Consider the following 14,018-nt stretch of genomic DNA (forward strand, 5'->3'; position numbering starts at 1 on the left):
GGGGACCGAGCAATGGTAACGTATCGTCGCTGCGTGGCCCCTTGCCGGGCCGCGTCGGCAGTCGATTCACGATGTATTGATGGAGCCGGGTATGGCGGGGACGGGCGCGCAGGACGGAGATTCCGTGAACGAGCGATTCAATCGGTCGAGTTTCTCCCACCAGGATCTGGTGGATTGCGGCTATGGTCGCCTGTTCGCGCCGGAGAATGCGCGGCTGCCGGTCGACAATATGCTGATGTTCGACCGGATCGATCATATCGATTCCACCGGCGGCGCCTATGGCAAGGGCCGGGTCGAAGCCACCCTCGCGATCGACCCGGACATGTGGTTCTTCCATTGCCACTTCCCCGGTGATCCGGTGATGCCGGGTTGCCTCGGCCTGGACGCGCTCTGGCAACTGGTCGGATTCTATCTCGGCTGGACCGGCGCGCCGGGCAAAGGGCGCGCGCTGGGGGCCGGCGAGGTCAAATTCACGGGTCAGGTTCTGCCCTCCCATCAGGAGGTGCGCTACTTCCTCGATATCAAGCGGCTGGTGCGGCGGGGGCTCACCATGGGGATCGCCGATGGCACGGTGACCGTCGACGGGGACACGATCTATCGTGCCCGCGACCTCAAGGTGGCGCTGTTCGTCGATCCCGCGGCCGCACTCTGAGGCGATTACGATGAGCGATGGGGACAATAACGGTATGCGTCGGGTCGTAGTGACGGGGGCGGGGATCGTTTCCTGCCTGGGGAATGATCGAGCAACCGTCACCGAAGCGCTGAGGAACGGCCGCTCGGGCATCCGCTTCAACGAGGAATATGCCTCGATGGGGCTGCGCAGCCAGGTGGCGGCCCGGCCCGAGATCGATCTCGACGCGCGGGTGCCGCGCAAACCGAGGCGGTTCATGGCGGATGCTGCGGCTTATGCCTATGTGGCGATGACGGATGCCGCGCAGGAGGCCGGCCTGGATCCCGATAATATCTCCGATCCGCGCATCGGCCTGATCGCCGGCTCCGGCGGCGGCTCCACCGCGACGATCGTGGATGCGGCGGATACGCTGCGCGAGCGCGGCGTGAAACGCATCGGGGCGTTCGCCGTGCCGAAGTCGATGAGCAGCACCATCTCCGCCTGCCTGGCGACGCCGTTCGGGATCCGCGGTGTGAACTACTCGATCTCCTCGGCCTGCGCGACCAGTGCCCACTGCATCGGCGCGGCCGCGGATCAGATCCTCGCGGGGCGCCAGGATATCGTCTTCGCCGGCGGGGCGGAGGAAGAACACTGGTCGCTGTCGATGCTGTTCGATGCGATGGGCGCGCTGTCGTCGAAATACAACGAAACGCCGGAACGCGCGTCGCGCCCCTACGATACCGATCGCGACGGGTTCGTGATTGCCGGTGGCGCCGGCATGCTCGTGGTCGAGGAACTCGAGCACGCGCGCAAGCGCGGTGCCCCGATCCTGGCGGAACTCGTCGGCTTCGGGTCCACCTCGGACGGTCACGACATGGTGGCGCCGAGCGGCGAGGGCGCCGTGCGCTGCATGCAGCAGGCCATCGAAGGCGTCGATACCCCGATCGATTACATCAATGCCCACGGCACCAGCACGCGTGCCGGTGACGTAACGGAACTCAACGCCATCCACGAGGTCTTCGGCGACGCCATGCCGCCCGTGGCCTCGACCAAGTCGATGACCGGGCATTCGCTTGGCGGCGCCGGCGTGCAGGAGGCGATCTACTCCCTGTACATGATGGACGGTGGTTTCATCGCACCGTCGATCAATATTGAGAACATCGATCCGGAAGCCGCGGAACGACCCATCGTGACCGCGCTGCGCGAACCCGCGCGCCTCGATACGATCCTGTCGAACAGTTTCGGCTTTGGCGGCACCAATGCGTCGCTGACCTTCCGGAGATGGGCCTCATGAAGAGACAGAGGGCGCGTCTCGCGACGTTCCGCTCGGTCCTTTTTCACACGGGGTTCGGCCTCGTGACTCCGGTCTTTGCCCTGCTCGTGCTCCTGTTCTGGCCGCTGCCCTATGGCGTCCGCGAGAGCACGGCGCGCGTCTGGTGTCGCTGCGTGCTCGTCTGGCTCCGCCTGACCTGCGGCGTGCGCCATCGCGTGCTCGGCAGGGAAAACCTGCCGGAAGGTCCGGCCGTGATCCTTTCCAATCATCAGTCGACCTGGGAGACGATCGCGTTCCGCACGATCTTCCCGGCTCGCCTGTCCTGGATCATCAAGCGCTCCCTGTTCCGGATTCCGTTCTACGGGTGGTCGCTGAAGGCGCTCGAGGAGATCGGGATCGACCGCGATGCCGGCCGTGAGGCGCTGCGCCAGATCGAGCAGGAGGGCTCGCGGCATCTGGCCGCGGGTCGTTGGGTCGTGGTCTTCCCCGAGGGCACGCGGCTGGCTCCGGATGAATCCGGTCGTTACGGGCAGGGCGGCGCGCGGCTCGCGAACGCCGCCGGTGTCCCGGTCGTACCGGTGGCTCTGGACTCCGGTTGGTGCTGGCCCAACGACGACTGGCGCAAGTACTCGGGGACGATCACGATGGAAATCGGCCCGGTCATCGAGACCGACGGCCGGAGTACGGCCGAAGTGAACCGGATGGCGCGGGACTGGATCGAGTCGGCCCGAGCCGCTATCGCACGCCCGCATGGCAGTGAGTCCGGGGCGGACGTGGCCGCGCTGAGCGGTAATACGGAGCCCTCATCGGCGCGTGAAAGCGGGCTGGGATCGAGCTCTTAGTGCCTGTGCGAAAAGCCCTCGCTGTGGCGCTTCCGCAGTAGGCGCAGGGGCTTGTACACGGGCTCTCTCAGGTCGATGTCGCGGGCCATTGTCTACCGGATGCCGAGTCATGGTGATCGCGGATCCGCGTGGTGCTGTACTGCGCTGGAAGTCCGAATGGAAGCGAGATCGGCGCCGATCGCAGTCAGTTCCCGCCTGGACAAGGTGCGCTCGAGCAGCGGAAACGCCTGCCGTTCCTCGACGCGGACGTGGTGCTCCAGGACCTCCCCGAGCACGCCCAGACGCGTGCCGTCCAGTCGATCAGCGCGTGTGAGCGTGCGCCTGATCGCATCGTGCTCGCGTTCAAGTTCTGTCGCGAGTTCGGCCTGTCCGTGTTCATGGAGGTGCGGAAATAACAGCCGCTCCTCGGCGGCAAAATGGGCTGACATCTCCGACTGCCAGGCCTCGCGAAGCGCCTGCCAGCACGCGGTGATATCCGCTTCTGACGCCCCATCCGCAGCCTGACGCGCGCGGCGCGCCAACTGCAGCACGTGATTGTGATCCCTCGATAGCGGAATCAGCTCGGGAGTGCGTTTCATGGTCGACCTCGACTCGACCCGGATTTTCATCCGGATTTTGTTCGAATTCACTCCAGTGTGACCTTGCCGGCTTGGCGCGTCGTTGATCGCCGTCAAGTTTCACCATCCCCACAGGCTATCTATCCACTGAACGCATTCTTCCTGGCTCCGCTGCTCATGCGGGTGCCAGTGGCCGGGATGATCCGTGTCGCCGCAGCGTAGCGTTCATTGGCGCTCAGTTGGTCTCCCTGGTCAGCACCTCGCACAGTAACGGCATGAGCCTGCAGACGCGCGGATCCGAGATCCGGTAATGAATCGTCTGGGCTTCGCGTCGGGTCTCCACAAGGCCCTGGTTGCGGAGTACCGCGAGGTGCTGGGACAGCGCCGATTGGGACAGCGGCACGCGATCGAGGAGCGCTGAGACGGACAGCTCGCCGGGCACCAGGCTGCAGAGCACCATCAGGCGGTTGCGGTTGGCCATCGCCCGCAGGAAGCGCTCGGCTTCCTCCGCGTTCTCGGCAATAAGGTTCCCGGTAGAGGCGACTGCGGTCACTGAGTCATCCATCGATTCGAGTCCAATGCATTCAGGTTATCGGCTCTAATATATCATAAATTGCTAAATTAGTATTGACTCAAAGAACGAGTCGATCTAGCCTTATAACCAATTTGACGGAGAGACGTTTGATGCAACCACAAGTCCGCCACGTACTGCACGATGAGAGTTCGACCTACTCGTATGTCGTCTGGGATCCGGAGAGCCTGCATGGCGTGATCATCGATCCGGCGCTCGATTACGACGGGAAATCCGGGCGCACCGGGACGGACACGCCGGTACAGCTCCTGGACATCGTCGAGCGCGAGGGCCTGACGGTCGACTGGATCCTCGAAACGCACGCCCACGCCGATCATATTTCGGCCGCGCCGTTCCTGCGCGAACGCCTGGACCGGCCGCCGGTCGGAATCGGGGAGGGCATCCGGGTGGTGCAGGAGCGCTTCAAGCGGCTGTTCAACCTGGAACGCGGGTTCCTGCCGGATGGCAGCCAGTTCGACCATCTGTTCGTGGACGGCGAGACATTCCGCGTCGGCGGTCTTGAAGCCCGCGTGATCACGACGCCGGGACATACCAGCGACCACCTGTCCTACGTGATCGGGGATGCGGTTTTCGTTGGCGATACGCTGTTCATGCCGGATGCCGGTACGGCCCGCTGCGACTTCCCGGGTGGCGACGCCACGCTGCTGTACCGGTCGAGCCGGCGGCTGTTCGAGGCCCTGCCGGACGAGACGCGCATGTTTATATTGCATGACTATGGTCCGAATGGACGCGAGCGTCGGAACGAGACCACCGTGGGCGCGCAGCGCCGCGACAATATTCACGTGAGAGAGGGCGTGAGCGAGGCGGAGTACGTCGAGATGCGCGAAGCCCGGGATGCCACCCTTCCGATGCCGACGCTGATACTGCCGTCTGTGCAGGTGAATATCCGGGCGGGCGAGTTCCCGCCCCCGGAAGATAACGGCACGATCTATCTCAAGGTACCGATCGACGCGTTCTGAACGCGGCTGCGCGTAGGCGGGCAGTCATGCGGCGGACGCGGATGTCCCCCGCCCGCCGCTTTAAGGGTAAGCAGAGGCAAGAGTGATGGCGGAGTTCGATTGGCTCTCGGCCCTGGCGGGCGGGATCATGATCGGTCTGGCGGCGATGCTGCTGCTGGCCGGTAGCGGCCGCATCGCCGGGATCAGTGGCATTCTCGGCGGGGCGCTCGAACGCCCGGCTGGCGACACGCTGTGGCGCTGGCTTTTCCTGGCTGGGCTGATCGCCGGGGCGGCGGTGCACCAGTGGCTGGAACCGGGCGCCGTGGAGGCGCGGACCGGATTTCCCGTATGGGCGCTGCTCGCGGCCGGTCTGCTGGTGGGGATCGGCACCCGGATGGGCAGCGGCTGTACCAGTGGACACGGCGTCTGCGGCCTTGCGCGGTTATCACCGCGGTCGGGCGTGGCGACCGCCGTGTTCGTGGTGGTCGCGATGATCGTCGTGTGGTTACTGCGCCACGGGCCGATCGCGGGTGTGCTGCCATGAATGGCCTGATCGCGCTGGTAGCGGGGGTCCTGTTCGGCTTCGGGCTGGATCTCGCACGCATGACCGATCCCGAGCGGGTGCTCGGATTCCTCGACATCGCCGGCACGTGGGACCCGACGCTTGTGTTCGTGCTCGCGGGTGCCGTCGTGACGACCACGATCGGCTTTCGCCTGATGGGGCGCGGCGATTCCTGGTTCGGCGGACCGATGCGGCTGCCGCAGCGCAGTGATGTCGATCGCCCGCTGGTGCTCGGCGCGACGCTGTTCGGCGCGGGCTGGGGTCTCGCGGGATACTGCCCGGGACCCGGGCTCGCCGCGCTCGTTCAGGGCGCCGCCGATCCCGCCTGGTTCGTGGCCGGGCTGGCACTGGGGATGATTATTTTCGCGCGGGTCTCCCGCCGCGCATGACACTGAGCCGCCTGTGCGGTTCTCGGAAAGGGACATGACTCTTCAGAAGATGATTGGTGCTGCTGGGCTCGGTGTGCTCCTGTTGCTCGCCGTTCCGGTGGGTGCAGAGGATATCGACCAGCGCCGTGCGGAGGCACAGGATGCAGCGATGACACTGATGCAGGCGCTCGGCGGTGAACTCAGGCAGGCAATGGAGTCCGGCGGACCACAAGCGGCGGTATCCGTCTGTACCGAGCGTGCGCCGGCCATTGCGGCCCGGATTTCGCGCGAGCGGGGTATGCGGGTCACTCGGGTGTCGAGTCGCTACCGCAACGCGCTGCTGGGCATGCCCGATAGCTGGGAAGCGGAGACGCTCGGACGTTTCCGCGAGCGCCATGAGGCGGGCGAACCGTACAAGGGCATGAGCCGCGGCGAACGCGTAACGGACGGTGGGCGCTCCGAATATCGGTACATGCAGGCGATCCCGACGGAAGGCGTCTGTGTTGCCTGCCATGGTCCGCGAGAACAGTTGACACCCGAGGTCCGTGCGATGCTTACGGAGCGCTATCCCCATGATCGCGCGACGGGGTTTGCGGTGGGTGATCTGCGCGGAGCGTTCAGCGTACGCCAGCCGATCGATTGACAGGACCGGGGACGTGAGCCTGCGCGTCGCGTATACAGTTTGGGCCCCGATCTACGATCACGTAGTCGATGCGGCGACGCGCGGGATGCGCCGCCAGAGCCTCGCGGCGCTCGACGTTGAGGCCGGCGCCAGCGTGCTGCTGGTCGGGGTCGGCACCGGCCTGGATCTGCCATGGTTGCCGGCGGGACCGCGGTACTGCGGGATCGATCTGACACCGGCGATGCTGGAACGGGCCCGACGCCGCGCTGATCGTACGGGCTGCACGGTGGACCTGCGCGTCGCCGATGCCACCGCCTTGCCCTATGCGGATCACCGTTTTGACGCCGTGGTGATGCACCTCATCCTCGCGGTCGTGCCGGACCCAGTGGCGGCGCTGCGCGAGGCGGCGCGGGTGCTCCGGCCCGGTGGCGAGATCGTGATCCTGGACAAGTTCCTGCGCCCCGGGCAGCGGGCCCCGCTGCGGCGGCTCCTGGCGCCCCTGATCAGGCGCATCGCGACCCGCACGGATGTCGTGTTCGAGGATTGTCTTGCGGCGGTCGATGGTCTCGAGGTGGTCGCGGATGCCCCGGCCGGGGCCGGAGGCTGGTTTCGTCGGATTCGACTGCGCCGGACGGGCTGAGCCCGGCTGGAGGGATTCGGGGCGGCAATCACGGCATGGCGGTGACGCATGGGGTGACCCGAGCAATCGATCGTCATCGACGCCGGGCTGGACTCGTGCCAGTGCAGGTCGTGAGCCTACGCGCCCACTGTCTGTTGATTCGTTGTCTTGTGCGTCAGCGGTTGCGGTTGCGGCCGCCGCGGCGGCGTGGCTGGTTCTGCTCGAGCGGATAACCGAGCAGGCGCACGGCGACCGCCGGATGGGCGTTGGGCAGGTTGCGGCGGTTCGAGGCATCGCGCTGTTCCGGCGTCATCGAACCCCAGGCCGCGATCTCCGCACGGCTTCGGGCGCAACCGAGGCAGCGGTCGTGCGCGTCGAGCTGGCAGACACCCACGCAGGGGCTCTGGTCCAGCAGGTCGTCGGGCAGCTCTACGGCGGGATTGCCGGTGTTCGCGTCGGTCATCGGCTCAGCTCAGTCGGGCGCGGTCGAACCAGCGCAGGGCGATCGGGTCGGTCGGGGCCGCTGCGGGCCCGACCGTGGTGTCGGTATCGGGCGTGTCCGCCTCGAGTCCGGCGAAGTCGAACAGCTCGCGGTCCGCCAGTTGCGACGGCGCCACGTTCTGGAGCGCGGAGAACATGGTCTCCGTGCGTCCAGGGTGCTCGCGTTCCCAGTCGGCCAGCATGCCCTTGATGTTCTGGCGCTGCAGGTTTTCCTGCGAGCCGCAGAGGTTGCAGGGGATGATCGGGAAGTCCCGCAGGTGCGCGTATTTCGCGATATCGCGCTCGCTCGCGTACGCCAGCGGGCGGATGAGTACGTTGCGGCCGTCATCGGAGCGCAGTTTCGGCGGCATGGCCTTCAGCCGGCCGCCATGGAACAGGTTCAGGAAGAAGGTCTCGAGGATGTCGTCGCGGTGATGGCCGAGCGCGATTTTGTCGATCCCGTTCTCGGCGGCCCAGGCGTAGAGTGCGCCGCGGCGCATGCGCGAGCAGAGACCGCACATCGTCTTGCCTTCCGGCACGACGCGGGTGACGACCGAATACGTATCCTGCTCGATGATGTGCCAGTCCACGCCACGCTCGCGGAAATAGTCCGGCAGGATGTGCTCCGGGAAATCCGGCTGTTTCTGGTCCATATTGACGGCGACCAGTTCGAAACGCACGGGCGCGCGCCGCTGCAGCTCAAGCAGGATGTCCAGCAGGGCGTGTGAGTCCTTGCCGCCCGACATGCAGACCATGACGCGCTCGCCGTCGCGGATCATCTCGTAGTCCGCGATCGCCTGGCCGACCTGGCGTTTCAGGCGGCGATGCAGTTTGCGGGCATTGACCGAATCGGGGAGCGGGGTGAGCGGCATCGTTTTTCCGGGCTGGATCGCGTACAACCTGTCAATTATAGCGGCCATGGCCTCCGGGGCGAAGCGCCACCTTCAGGCGATGGGCCGTACTGGTGAATTGCGGAGGTAAAAACGGCGCGCACCGGCGTGCCCGGGAGATCGGCGATGAAAGTGATGGTGGAACTGTGTCTGGTGCCGCTCGGTGTCGGTGTATCCGTGTCGCCTTACGTGCGTGCCTGTCAGGATGTGTTGCGCGCGGCCGGGTTCGAGCCGGAACTGCACGCCTACGGGACCAATTTCGAGGGCGAATGGGAGGCGGCAATGGCGGCCGTGCGCGAATGCCACGAGCGCGTTCATGAGATGGGGGCGCCGCGAATCCACTCCAGCCTGAAACTGGGCACCCGCACGGACCGCGACCAGTCCCTCGCGGACAAGGTCGACAGTGTCGGCAGCCCAGGGTAACACCGGCCATCGTGCCTGCCGCCATTGATTTCGGCCGATTCCTTGCCACACTCATCAACAGGATGGCGTCCTGGAGATGACGATGGGCAAATGGATTCTGCGGACGGTCGCGCTGGTGGCGCTGCTGCATGGCGGTGTCACGGTGGCGGCCGAGCGTACGCCGGCCCCCGAAGACGCGCGGCTGTATTTCATTTCACCGGCCGACGGTGAGACCGTTCAGTCGCCGGTCAAAGTCCGGTTCGGCGCGCATGGAATCGGCGTGGCGCCGGCCGGCGTCGGGGTGGAAGCCACGGGCCACCATCACCTGATCGTGGACGGTGATCTGCCGGCCATGGACCAGCCGATCCCTTCGAACGACACCTACCGGCATTTCGGCGGGGGGCAGACCGAGACCGTGATCGAACTGGAACCGGGCGAGCATACGCTGCAGCTGTTGATGGGGGACCGCAATCATGTCCCGCACCGACCGGTGGTGGCCTCGCCCCGGATCACGATTCAGGTCGAATAGGCGTTCCGGCCTGGCAAGCGACGGGGTGTTGCCCGGCCGGACCCGACTTACACGTGGTGGAAGTTCCGTCCGGCCGTCGTTGCGTGGACGTATCCGGCACGGATCACGAAATCGCCGAACGGCTCGCCGTCTTCGCGTTCTTTCGCGTACCGGCCGATCATCGGCTCGAGTTCCGCGAGAATCTCCGGCTCGCCGATATTCTCGCGGTAGAGCTTGTTCAGGCGTTGCCCTTGGAAACCGGCGCCCAGATACAGATTGTATTTCCCCGGCGCCTTGCCCACGAACCCGATCTCCCCGAGGTAGGGCCGGGCGCAGCCGTTCGGGCAGCCGGTCATCCGCACGATGATGGCATCTTCCTGCAGTCCGTTCTCCGCCATCATGGCGTCGATCCGGTCGATCAGTGAGGGCAGGTAGCGCTCCGATTCCGCCATGGCGAGGCCGCAGGTCGGAAAGGCGACGCAGGCCATCGAACTGCGGCGCACGGCGGAGCGGTCGGCGTCGGGATCGATGCCGTGATCCCGAAGGATCGCCTCGATCCGAGGGCGATCCTGGTCGGCCACCTTCGAGATGATCACGTTCTGGTTCGGCGTCATCCGGAATTCGCCGTCATGTACCCGCGCGATCTCGCGCAGGGCCGTCAGCATGCGACACTCGCCTTCATCCTTGATGCGGCCGTTCTCGACAAACAGCGTGAAGTGTCCGCGCCCGTCCGCGCCGTCGACCCAGCCATAGCGGTCGGCGTTCGACTCAAAATGGAAGTCGCGCGGGTCTTCGAGTGACCAGCCAAGGCGGTGTTCGAGCTCGCTGCGGATCCATTCCGGACCATGATCGTCGACCGTGTACTTGAAGCGCGCGTGTTTTCGGTTCACGCGGTCGCCATAGTCGCGCTGAAGGGCCACGATCTGCTTGGCGACGGCCACGCTCTGATCGGGGCGGCAGAACGCGATCACGTCGGCGAGACGCGGATACGTCGCCGTATCACCATGGGTCATGCCCATGCCGCCGCCGACCGTGACATTGAAGCCCGCCAGTTCGCCCTTGTCATCGGTGATCGCGATGAATCCGAGGCAGTTGGCGTAAATGTCGACATCGTTCATCGGTGGCACGGCGACCGCAATCTTGAATTTGCGCGGCAGATAGCGCGGGCCATAGATTGGCTCGAAGTCGGGCTCGCCGCCGGCCACCTTATCGCCGTCGAGCCAGATCTCATGGTAGGCACTGGTACGCGGCAACAGATGATCACTGATCCGTTTCGACCACTCGAATACCTCGGAATGGATCTCCGATGCGTAAGGATTCGGGCTGCACATCACATTGCGATTGACGTCGCCGCAGGCGGCGATGGTATCCAGCAGCGTGTCGTTGATGGCGCGCATGGTCGTTTTCAGATCACGCTTGATGACGCCGTGATACTGGAAGGTCTGCCGGGTGGTTATCCGCAGCGTGCCGTTGGCGTGCCGGGTGGCGATATCGTCGAGCGCCAGCCACTGCTGCGGCGTGCACACGCCCGCGGGCATACGCAGGCGGATCATGAACGAGTACGCCGGCTCGAGCTTCTTCTTCTGGCGGGCGGCGCGGACGTCGCGGTCGTCCTGCATATAGCTGCCGTGGAATTTCAGCAGCTTGGTATCCGACTCGGCGATCGCCCCCGTGACCTCGTCCGCCAGGCCCTGCTCGATCGTGCCGCGCAGGAAATTGCTGTCATGCTTGATGCGCTCGGTCGGGTCGAGTGCGTCGAGATCGATGTCATCGTTGCTCATGCAAACCTCGTTCGGGGCGCCAGGTCCGACGCCAGATTATCGTAATCAAAAAACGTAGGTCTCTCGCCAAGACGCCAAGCCCGCCAAGGAAGGCGGAGAAAAGCATGATGCAATGGTGCCAGTGCACGGCAGCCTACCGCGGTCCGGTCCGTGATCGAACTGACCTGACGCGACTACGTATGCGGTCGGCGCTCCAATCGCATTCGCCGTTTTCGGCGCATTCATCGCCTTCCTTGGCGGGCTTGGCGTCTTGGCGAGAGATCGACTTTCCGGGGAGCCACACTTCCACCGCATCATGGTCCCAAGGTCGCTGGTCAGTACACGTCGCGCTGGTAGCGCTTGTCCTTTTGCAACTGGCCGAGCCACGCGGCCGCGTCTTCCTGGGAACGGTTGCCGTGCTCGGCGATGACGTCGACCAGGGCCTGATGCACGTCCGGCGCCATGTACTCCGCGTCGCCGCAGACGTATACGTAGGCGCCCTGGTCCAGCCACTCGTAGATTTCGGCACCGCGCTCGCGCAGCTTGTCCTGGACATACACCTTCTCGGCCTGGTCGCGCGAGAATGCGACGTCGATGCGGTCGAGCACCCCCTGTTCACGCCAGCGCAGCCACTCGCGCTGGTAGAGGAAGTCGGTGTGGAAATGCTGTTCGCCGAAGAACAGCCAGTTCGCGCCCTCGGCGCCACGGTGTTCACGTTCCTCAACGAACGCCCGGAACGGTGCGACCCCGGTGCCCGGGCCGATCATGATGACGGGGGCACCGTCGTCATCGGGTAGTTTGAAATTCTTGTTGTGATCGATGTACACCGGCAGCGGCGTGTCGTCATCGATGCGATCGGCGAGCCAGGTGGACGCCACGCCCTCGCGCTCGCGGCCGTGAGTCTCGTAGCGCACCGTCGCGACCGTCAGGTGCACCTCGTCCGGATTCGCGGCGCAACTCGAGGCGATCGAGTACAGGCGCGCCGGCAGTTTGCGCAGGCGGTCGATAAACGATTGCGGCGTCAGCGAGTCGCTGGGCCAGGCCTGCAGTACGTCGATCAACTGGCGGCCATGCATCCATTCGCGCAGGCCGTCGCGGTTATCGTCGCCCAGTAGCGCGTGGAGATCGTCGGCACCGGTCAGTTCAGCCCACCCCTGCAGAAACGGCCGGGTCAGAGTCGTGATCTCATAATCGTGCGTCAGCGCCTCGGTCAGCGTGATATCGCCGCGCGGGCCGGTGACCGTTTCGTCGCCCGAGAAGCGGATCGCGGCGAGCACGTCCTGGACGTCGCGCTCGCTGTTGCGCGGCAGTACACCGAGCGAATCACCCGGCTGCCACTCGAGGCCGCTGTCTTCGACCGAGACCTCGATGTGCCGGGTCTCTTTGCCGGAGCCCTGGTCATTCAGGACGACGTTGTCGAGCAGACTGGCCGTGAACGGATTTTTCTTCGACCAGGCGGATTTGTCACTCTGGCCTCCGACCGGGCCGAAGGCGACGACGTTCGATGGCGGTGCCTCGAGGTCGCCGGCCAGGGCCTCGATGGTGCCGTCGATCCACGCCTCGGCGGGATCCTCGAAATCGACGTCGCAGTCGGTGCGGGGGTGAACGCGGGTCGCGCCCAGCGCCTCGAGGCGGCGGTCGAAGTCCCGTCCGGTCTGGCAGAAGTGCTCGTAGCTGGTGTCGCCAAGCGCCAGCACGGAGAATTTCGTGTCCTTGAGCGGCGGGCCCTTTTTCGAACCGACCAGTTCGTGCAGCTCGGCGGCCGTGTCCGGCGGATCGCCTTCCCCATGGGTGGAGACGACCACCAGCAGGCGCTCGGCCGCTTTGAGCTGGGGCTTCTTGATATCCGCCATGTCGATGACTTGCGGACGGAAGCCGCGCGCTTCGGCCCTGCGTGCGGCCTGCTGCGCGACCTCTTCGGCATTGCCCGTCTGCGAGCCGAACAGGATCGTGACCTCCGGCGCCTCGGCCGGGGCAGCCGCCTGCTGTGCGTCCGCGGGCGCCCCGGCGGCGCCGGCGGCGGTCAGGCCAGCGAGGTATCCGCTCAGCCAGGTAATCTGATCGCTCCGCAGGTCGGAAACGACATCACTCAGACGCTGCGCCTGATCCCGGTTCAGCGGGCTGTTGGATTCGGTCAGTAACGGGTTCGACATGCTGCGCTCCGCAGTGGGTCCGCCGATCGGGCGGCATTGCGGAGAAAAGGTATACCGGCACCGTTATAATGAAAAAGTCTCGATTTTTATATTGATATTCAATCGGGACCTATGCAACGGAGCCGGCCGGCGGCACGGCGTCGCAGAGAGGCCGGAGGCCATCACTTCAGGGGTAGGTGTTCCCGGGTTTCGGTCACACCGTACTGGCGACCAGCCGGTGGATCGTTTCGCGTGAAATCGATTCGAGTCGGGAGCCGGCGTGCATCTCGTAGAGGGCACTGATCAGCCGCGCCTTGCGCCCTGCCGCCAGCTGGCTTCCGGCGTCCTCCAGCACCTGCTCCGCGATCTCGATGATCGATTCGAGCAGATCCCGGTCGACCGGGGCATGATCGGCGACTGCTGGCTGAGCGGATGAGTCGGAGCGCCCGGTGGCGATCCACTCCACGGTGGTTCCGCCCGCTTCGGCAATGGCGAGGAGTTTGGTACGGGTCGGTTCGGTCCTGCCTGCCAGGCACTGGCGCAGGAAGGTATCCGATACGCCGGCCTTACGCGCGAAAGCGCGTACGCTCATGCCGCCAATCAACGCCTCCAGGCGGGCCGGGAATGCGGCCGGATCGTTCAGCTCGGGGCTGCCCGGGTACACGATATCCTGGTCTTCTATGGTCACGGCAGTATCCTGAAGCCTCATGTCGAGGCGAAGTTATATTTTTTGAATTATGACCCAGCCACCAACTGCTGGGGTAGCGGTCTCTTGTAACAACCTGTTACATTGACATGCAACATATAGCGCGCTAAGTTCCTTCCATGACTACGGTTCCCGATCCCGAAACAATTCCTGCTGA

At 65.2% G+C, this 14,018-nt stretch carries 17 protein-coding genes; 10 read left to right on the top strand and 7 right to left on the bottom strand.

All coding sequences use genetic code 11. The features are described from left to right. Positions 1–124 precede the first annotated feature (124 nt). The 3 genes from fabA to A0W70_RS01160 are packed head-to-tail and all read left to right on the top strand — an operon-like array spanning position 125 to position 2,725. Entirely contained in the window at positions 125–652 is a 528-nt protein-coding gene (fabA, locus tag A0W70_RS01150; protein WP_245675782.1) for a bifunctional 3-hydroxydecanoyl-ACP dehydratase/trans-2-decenoyl-ACP isomerase, read from the top strand. A gap of 34 nt (positions 653–686) precedes the next feature. Beyond that, positions 687–1,904 carry a beta-ketoacyl-ACP synthase I gene (gene fabB / locus A0W70_RS01155; RefSeq protein ID WP_070988240.1) on the top strand — a complete coding sequence of 406 codons (1,218 nt, stop codon included), beginning with the start codon at positions 687–689 and terminating at the stop codon, positions 1,902–1,904. Further along, a complete protein-coding gene (locus tag A0W70_RS01160) occupies positions 1,901–2,725 on the top strand; it encodes a lysophospholipid acyltransferase family protein (protein WP_083330731.1) in 825 nt (274 codons plus the stop codon). Before fabB ends, A0W70_RS01160 begins: the two co-directional genes overlap by 4 nt. Before the next feature lie 107 nt (positions 2,726–2,832). Here A0W70_RS01160 and A0W70_RS16380 read toward each other — a convergent pair whose 3' ends face one another. Next, a complete protein-coding gene (locus tag A0W70_RS16380) occupies positions 2,833–3,399 on the bottom strand; it encodes a hemerythrin domain-containing protein (protein ID WP_139150654.1) in 567 nt (188 codons plus the stop codon). A gap of 118 nt (positions 3,400–3,517) precedes the next feature. After that, positions 3,518–3,847, bottom strand: a complete 330-nt coding sequence (locus A0W70_RS01170; protein WP_070987539.1) for an ArsR/SmtB family transcription factor — start codon at positions 3,845–3,847, stop codon at positions 3,518–3,520. Between the two features lie 119 nt (positions 3,848–3,966). Between A0W70_RS01170 and A0W70_RS01175 the strand changes: the two genes are divergently transcribed. The 5 genes from A0W70_RS01175 to A0W70_RS01195 all read left to right on the top strand — a co-directional run bounded on the left by A0W70_RS01175 (position 3,967) and on the right by A0W70_RS01195 (position 7,004). Continuing rightward, a complete protein-coding gene (locus A0W70_RS01175; protein ID WP_070987541.1) occupies positions 3,967–4,833 on the top strand; it encodes an MBL fold metallo-hydrolase in 867 nt (288 codons plus the stop codon). A gap of 85 nt (positions 4,834–4,918) precedes the next feature. After that, positions 4,919–5,356 carry a YeeE/YedE family protein gene (locus A0W70_RS01180; RefSeq protein WP_070987543.1) on the top strand — a complete coding sequence of 146 codons (438 nt, stop codon included), beginning with the start codon at positions 4,919–4,921 and terminating at the stop codon, positions 5,354–5,356. After that, positions 5,353–5,763, top strand: a complete 411-nt coding sequence (locus A0W70_RS01185; protein ID WP_070987545.1) for a DUF6691 family protein — start codon at positions 5,353–5,355, stop codon at positions 5,761–5,763. The genes A0W70_RS01180 and A0W70_RS01185 overlap by 4 nt, the downstream gene beginning before the upstream one ends. 34 nt (positions 5,764–5,797) lie before the next feature. After that, on the top strand, positions 5,798–6,385 hold the full coding sequence (locus tag A0W70_RS01190; protein WP_083330673.1) for a Tll0287-like domain-containing protein: 588 nt from the start codon (positions 5,798–5,800) through the stop codon (positions 6,383–6,385). A 13-nt stretch (positions 6,386–6,398) separates the two neighbouring features. Further along, positions 6,399–7,004 (top strand): class I SAM-dependent methyltransferase, encoded by a 606-nt coding sequence (locus A0W70_RS01195; RefSeq protein ID WP_070987549.1) that lies wholly within the window; start codon positions 6,399–6,401, stop codon positions 7,002–7,004. Positions 7,005–7,158: 154 nt separating this feature from the next. On the opposite strand, the gene A0W70_RS01200 is transcribed toward A0W70_RS01195, so the two are convergent. Then, complete coding sequence (locus A0W70_RS01200) at positions 7,159–7,446, bottom strand: DUF1289 domain-containing protein (RefSeq protein ID WP_070987551.1); 288 nt, start codon at positions 7,444–7,446, stop codon at positions 7,159–7,161. 4 nt (positions 7,447–7,450) lie between these two features. After that, positions 7,451–8,335, bottom strand: a complete 885-nt coding sequence (ttcA, locus tag A0W70_RS01205) for a tRNA 2-thiocytidine(32) synthetase TtcA (RefSeq protein ID WP_083330675.1) — start codon at positions 8,333–8,335, stop codon at positions 7,451–7,453. 144 nt (positions 8,336–8,479) lie between these two features. Here ttcA and A0W70_RS01210 point away from each other — a divergent pair, with 144 nt between their 5' ends. Both A0W70_RS01210 and A0W70_RS01215 read left to right on the top strand, forming a co-directional pair. After that, the gene (locus A0W70_RS01210; RefSeq protein ID WP_070987555.1) at positions 8,480–8,776 is read left to right on the top strand and encodes an MTH1187 family thiamine-binding protein; all 297 of its coding nucleotides are present in this window, start codon (positions 8,480–8,482) and stop codon (positions 8,774–8,776) included. Between the two features lie 82 nt (positions 8,777–8,858). Next, positions 8,859–9,284 carry a DUF4399 domain-containing protein gene (locus A0W70_RS01215; RefSeq protein ID WP_070988241.1) on the top strand — a complete coding sequence of 142 codons (426 nt, stop codon included), beginning with the start codon at positions 8,859–8,861 and terminating at the stop codon, positions 9,282–9,284. Positions 9,285–9,331: 47 nt separating this feature from the next. Here A0W70_RS01215 and cysI read toward each other — a convergent pair whose 3' ends face one another. The 3 genes from cysI to A0W70_RS01230 all read right to left on the bottom strand — a co-directional run bounded on the left by cysI (position 9,332) and on the right by A0W70_RS01230 (position 13,843). Further along, positions 9,332–11,044: an assimilatory sulfite reductase (NADPH) hemoprotein subunit gene (cysI, locus tag A0W70_RS01220; RefSeq protein ID WP_070987557.1), complete on the bottom strand. Its 1,713-nt coding sequence runs from the start codon at positions 11,042–11,044 to the stop codon at positions 9,332–9,334. A gap of 314 nt (positions 11,045–11,358) precedes the next feature. After that, positions 11,359–13,176 carry an assimilatory sulfite reductase (NADPH) flavoprotein subunit gene (locus tag A0W70_RS01225; RefSeq protein ID WP_070987558.1) on the bottom strand — a complete coding sequence of 606 codons (1,818 nt, stop codon included), beginning with the start codon at positions 13,174–13,176 and terminating at the stop codon, positions 11,359–11,361. Positions 13,177–13,369: 193 nt separating this feature from the next. Beyond that, the gene (locus A0W70_RS01230) at positions 13,370–13,843 is read right to left on the bottom strand and encodes a helix-turn-helix domain-containing protein (RefSeq protein WP_175443030.1); all 474 of its coding nucleotides are present in this window, start codon (positions 13,841–13,843) and stop codon (positions 13,370–13,372) included. Between the last annotated feature and the right edge of the window lie 175 nt (positions 13,844–14,018).

Origin of the sequence: Halofilum ochraceum (assembly GCF_001614315.2) — a bacterium.
GTDB classification, from domain to species: domain Bacteria; phylum Pseudomonadota; class Gammaproteobacteria; order XJ16; family Halofilaceae; genus Halofilum; species Halofilum ochraceum.

What these genes read in the sequence shown, in the direction of transcription:
- A0W70_RS01170 (WP_070987539.1), bottom strand. Translation starts at nt 3,847, where the DNA reads ATGGATGACTCAGTGACCGCAGTCGCCTCTACCGGGAACCTTATTGCC.
- A0W70_RS01210 (WP_070987555.1), top strand. Translation starts at nt 8,480, where the DNA reads ATGAAAGTGATGGTGGAACTGTGTCTGGTGCCGCTCGGTGTCGGTGTA.
- cysI (WP_070987557.1), bottom strand. Translation starts at nt 11,044, where the DNA reads ATGAGCAACGATGACATCGATCTCGACGCACTCGACCCGACCGAGCGC.
- A0W70_RS01185 (WP_070987545.1), top strand. Translation starts at nt 5,353, where the DNA reads ATGAATGGCCTGATCGCGCTGGTAGCGGGGGTCCTGTTCGGCTTCGGG.
- A0W70_RS01175 (WP_070987541.1), top strand. Translation starts at nt 3,967, where the DNA reads ATGCAACCACAAGTCCGCCACGTACTGCACGATGAGAGTTCGACCTAC.
- ttcA (WP_083330675.1), bottom strand. Translation starts at nt 8,335, where the DNA reads ATGCCGCTCACCCCGCTCCCCGATTCGGTCAATGCCCGCAAACTGCAT.
- fabB (WP_070988240.1), top strand. Translation starts at nt 687, where the DNA reads ATGCGTCGGGTCGTAGTGACGGGGGCGGGGATCGTTTCCTGCCTGGGG.
- A0W70_RS01190 (WP_083330673.1), top strand. Translation starts at nt 5,798, where the DNA reads ATGACTCTTCAGAAGATGATTGGTGCTGCTGGGCTCGGTGTGCTCCTG.
- A0W70_RS01215 (WP_070988241.1), top strand. Translation starts at nt 8,859, where the DNA reads ATGGGCAAATGGATTCTGCGGACGGTCGCGCTGGTGGCGCTGCTGCAT.
- A0W70_RS01180 (WP_070987543.1), top strand. Translation starts at nt 4,919, where the DNA reads ATGGCGGAGTTCGATTGGCTCTCGGCCCTGGCGGGCGGGATCATGATC.
- A0W70_RS01160 (WP_083330731.1), top strand. Translation starts at nt 1,901, where the DNA reads ATGAAGAGACAGAGGGCGCGTCTCGCGACGTTCCGCTCGGTCCTTTTT.
- A0W70_RS01225 (WP_070987558.1), bottom strand. Translation starts at nt 13,176, where the DNA reads ATGTCGAACCCGTTACTGACCGAATCCAACAGCCCGCTGAACCGGGAT.
- A0W70_RS01200 (WP_070987551.1), bottom strand. Translation starts at nt 7,446, where the DNA reads ATGACCGACGCGAACACCGGCAATCCCGCCGTAGAGCTGCCCGACGAC.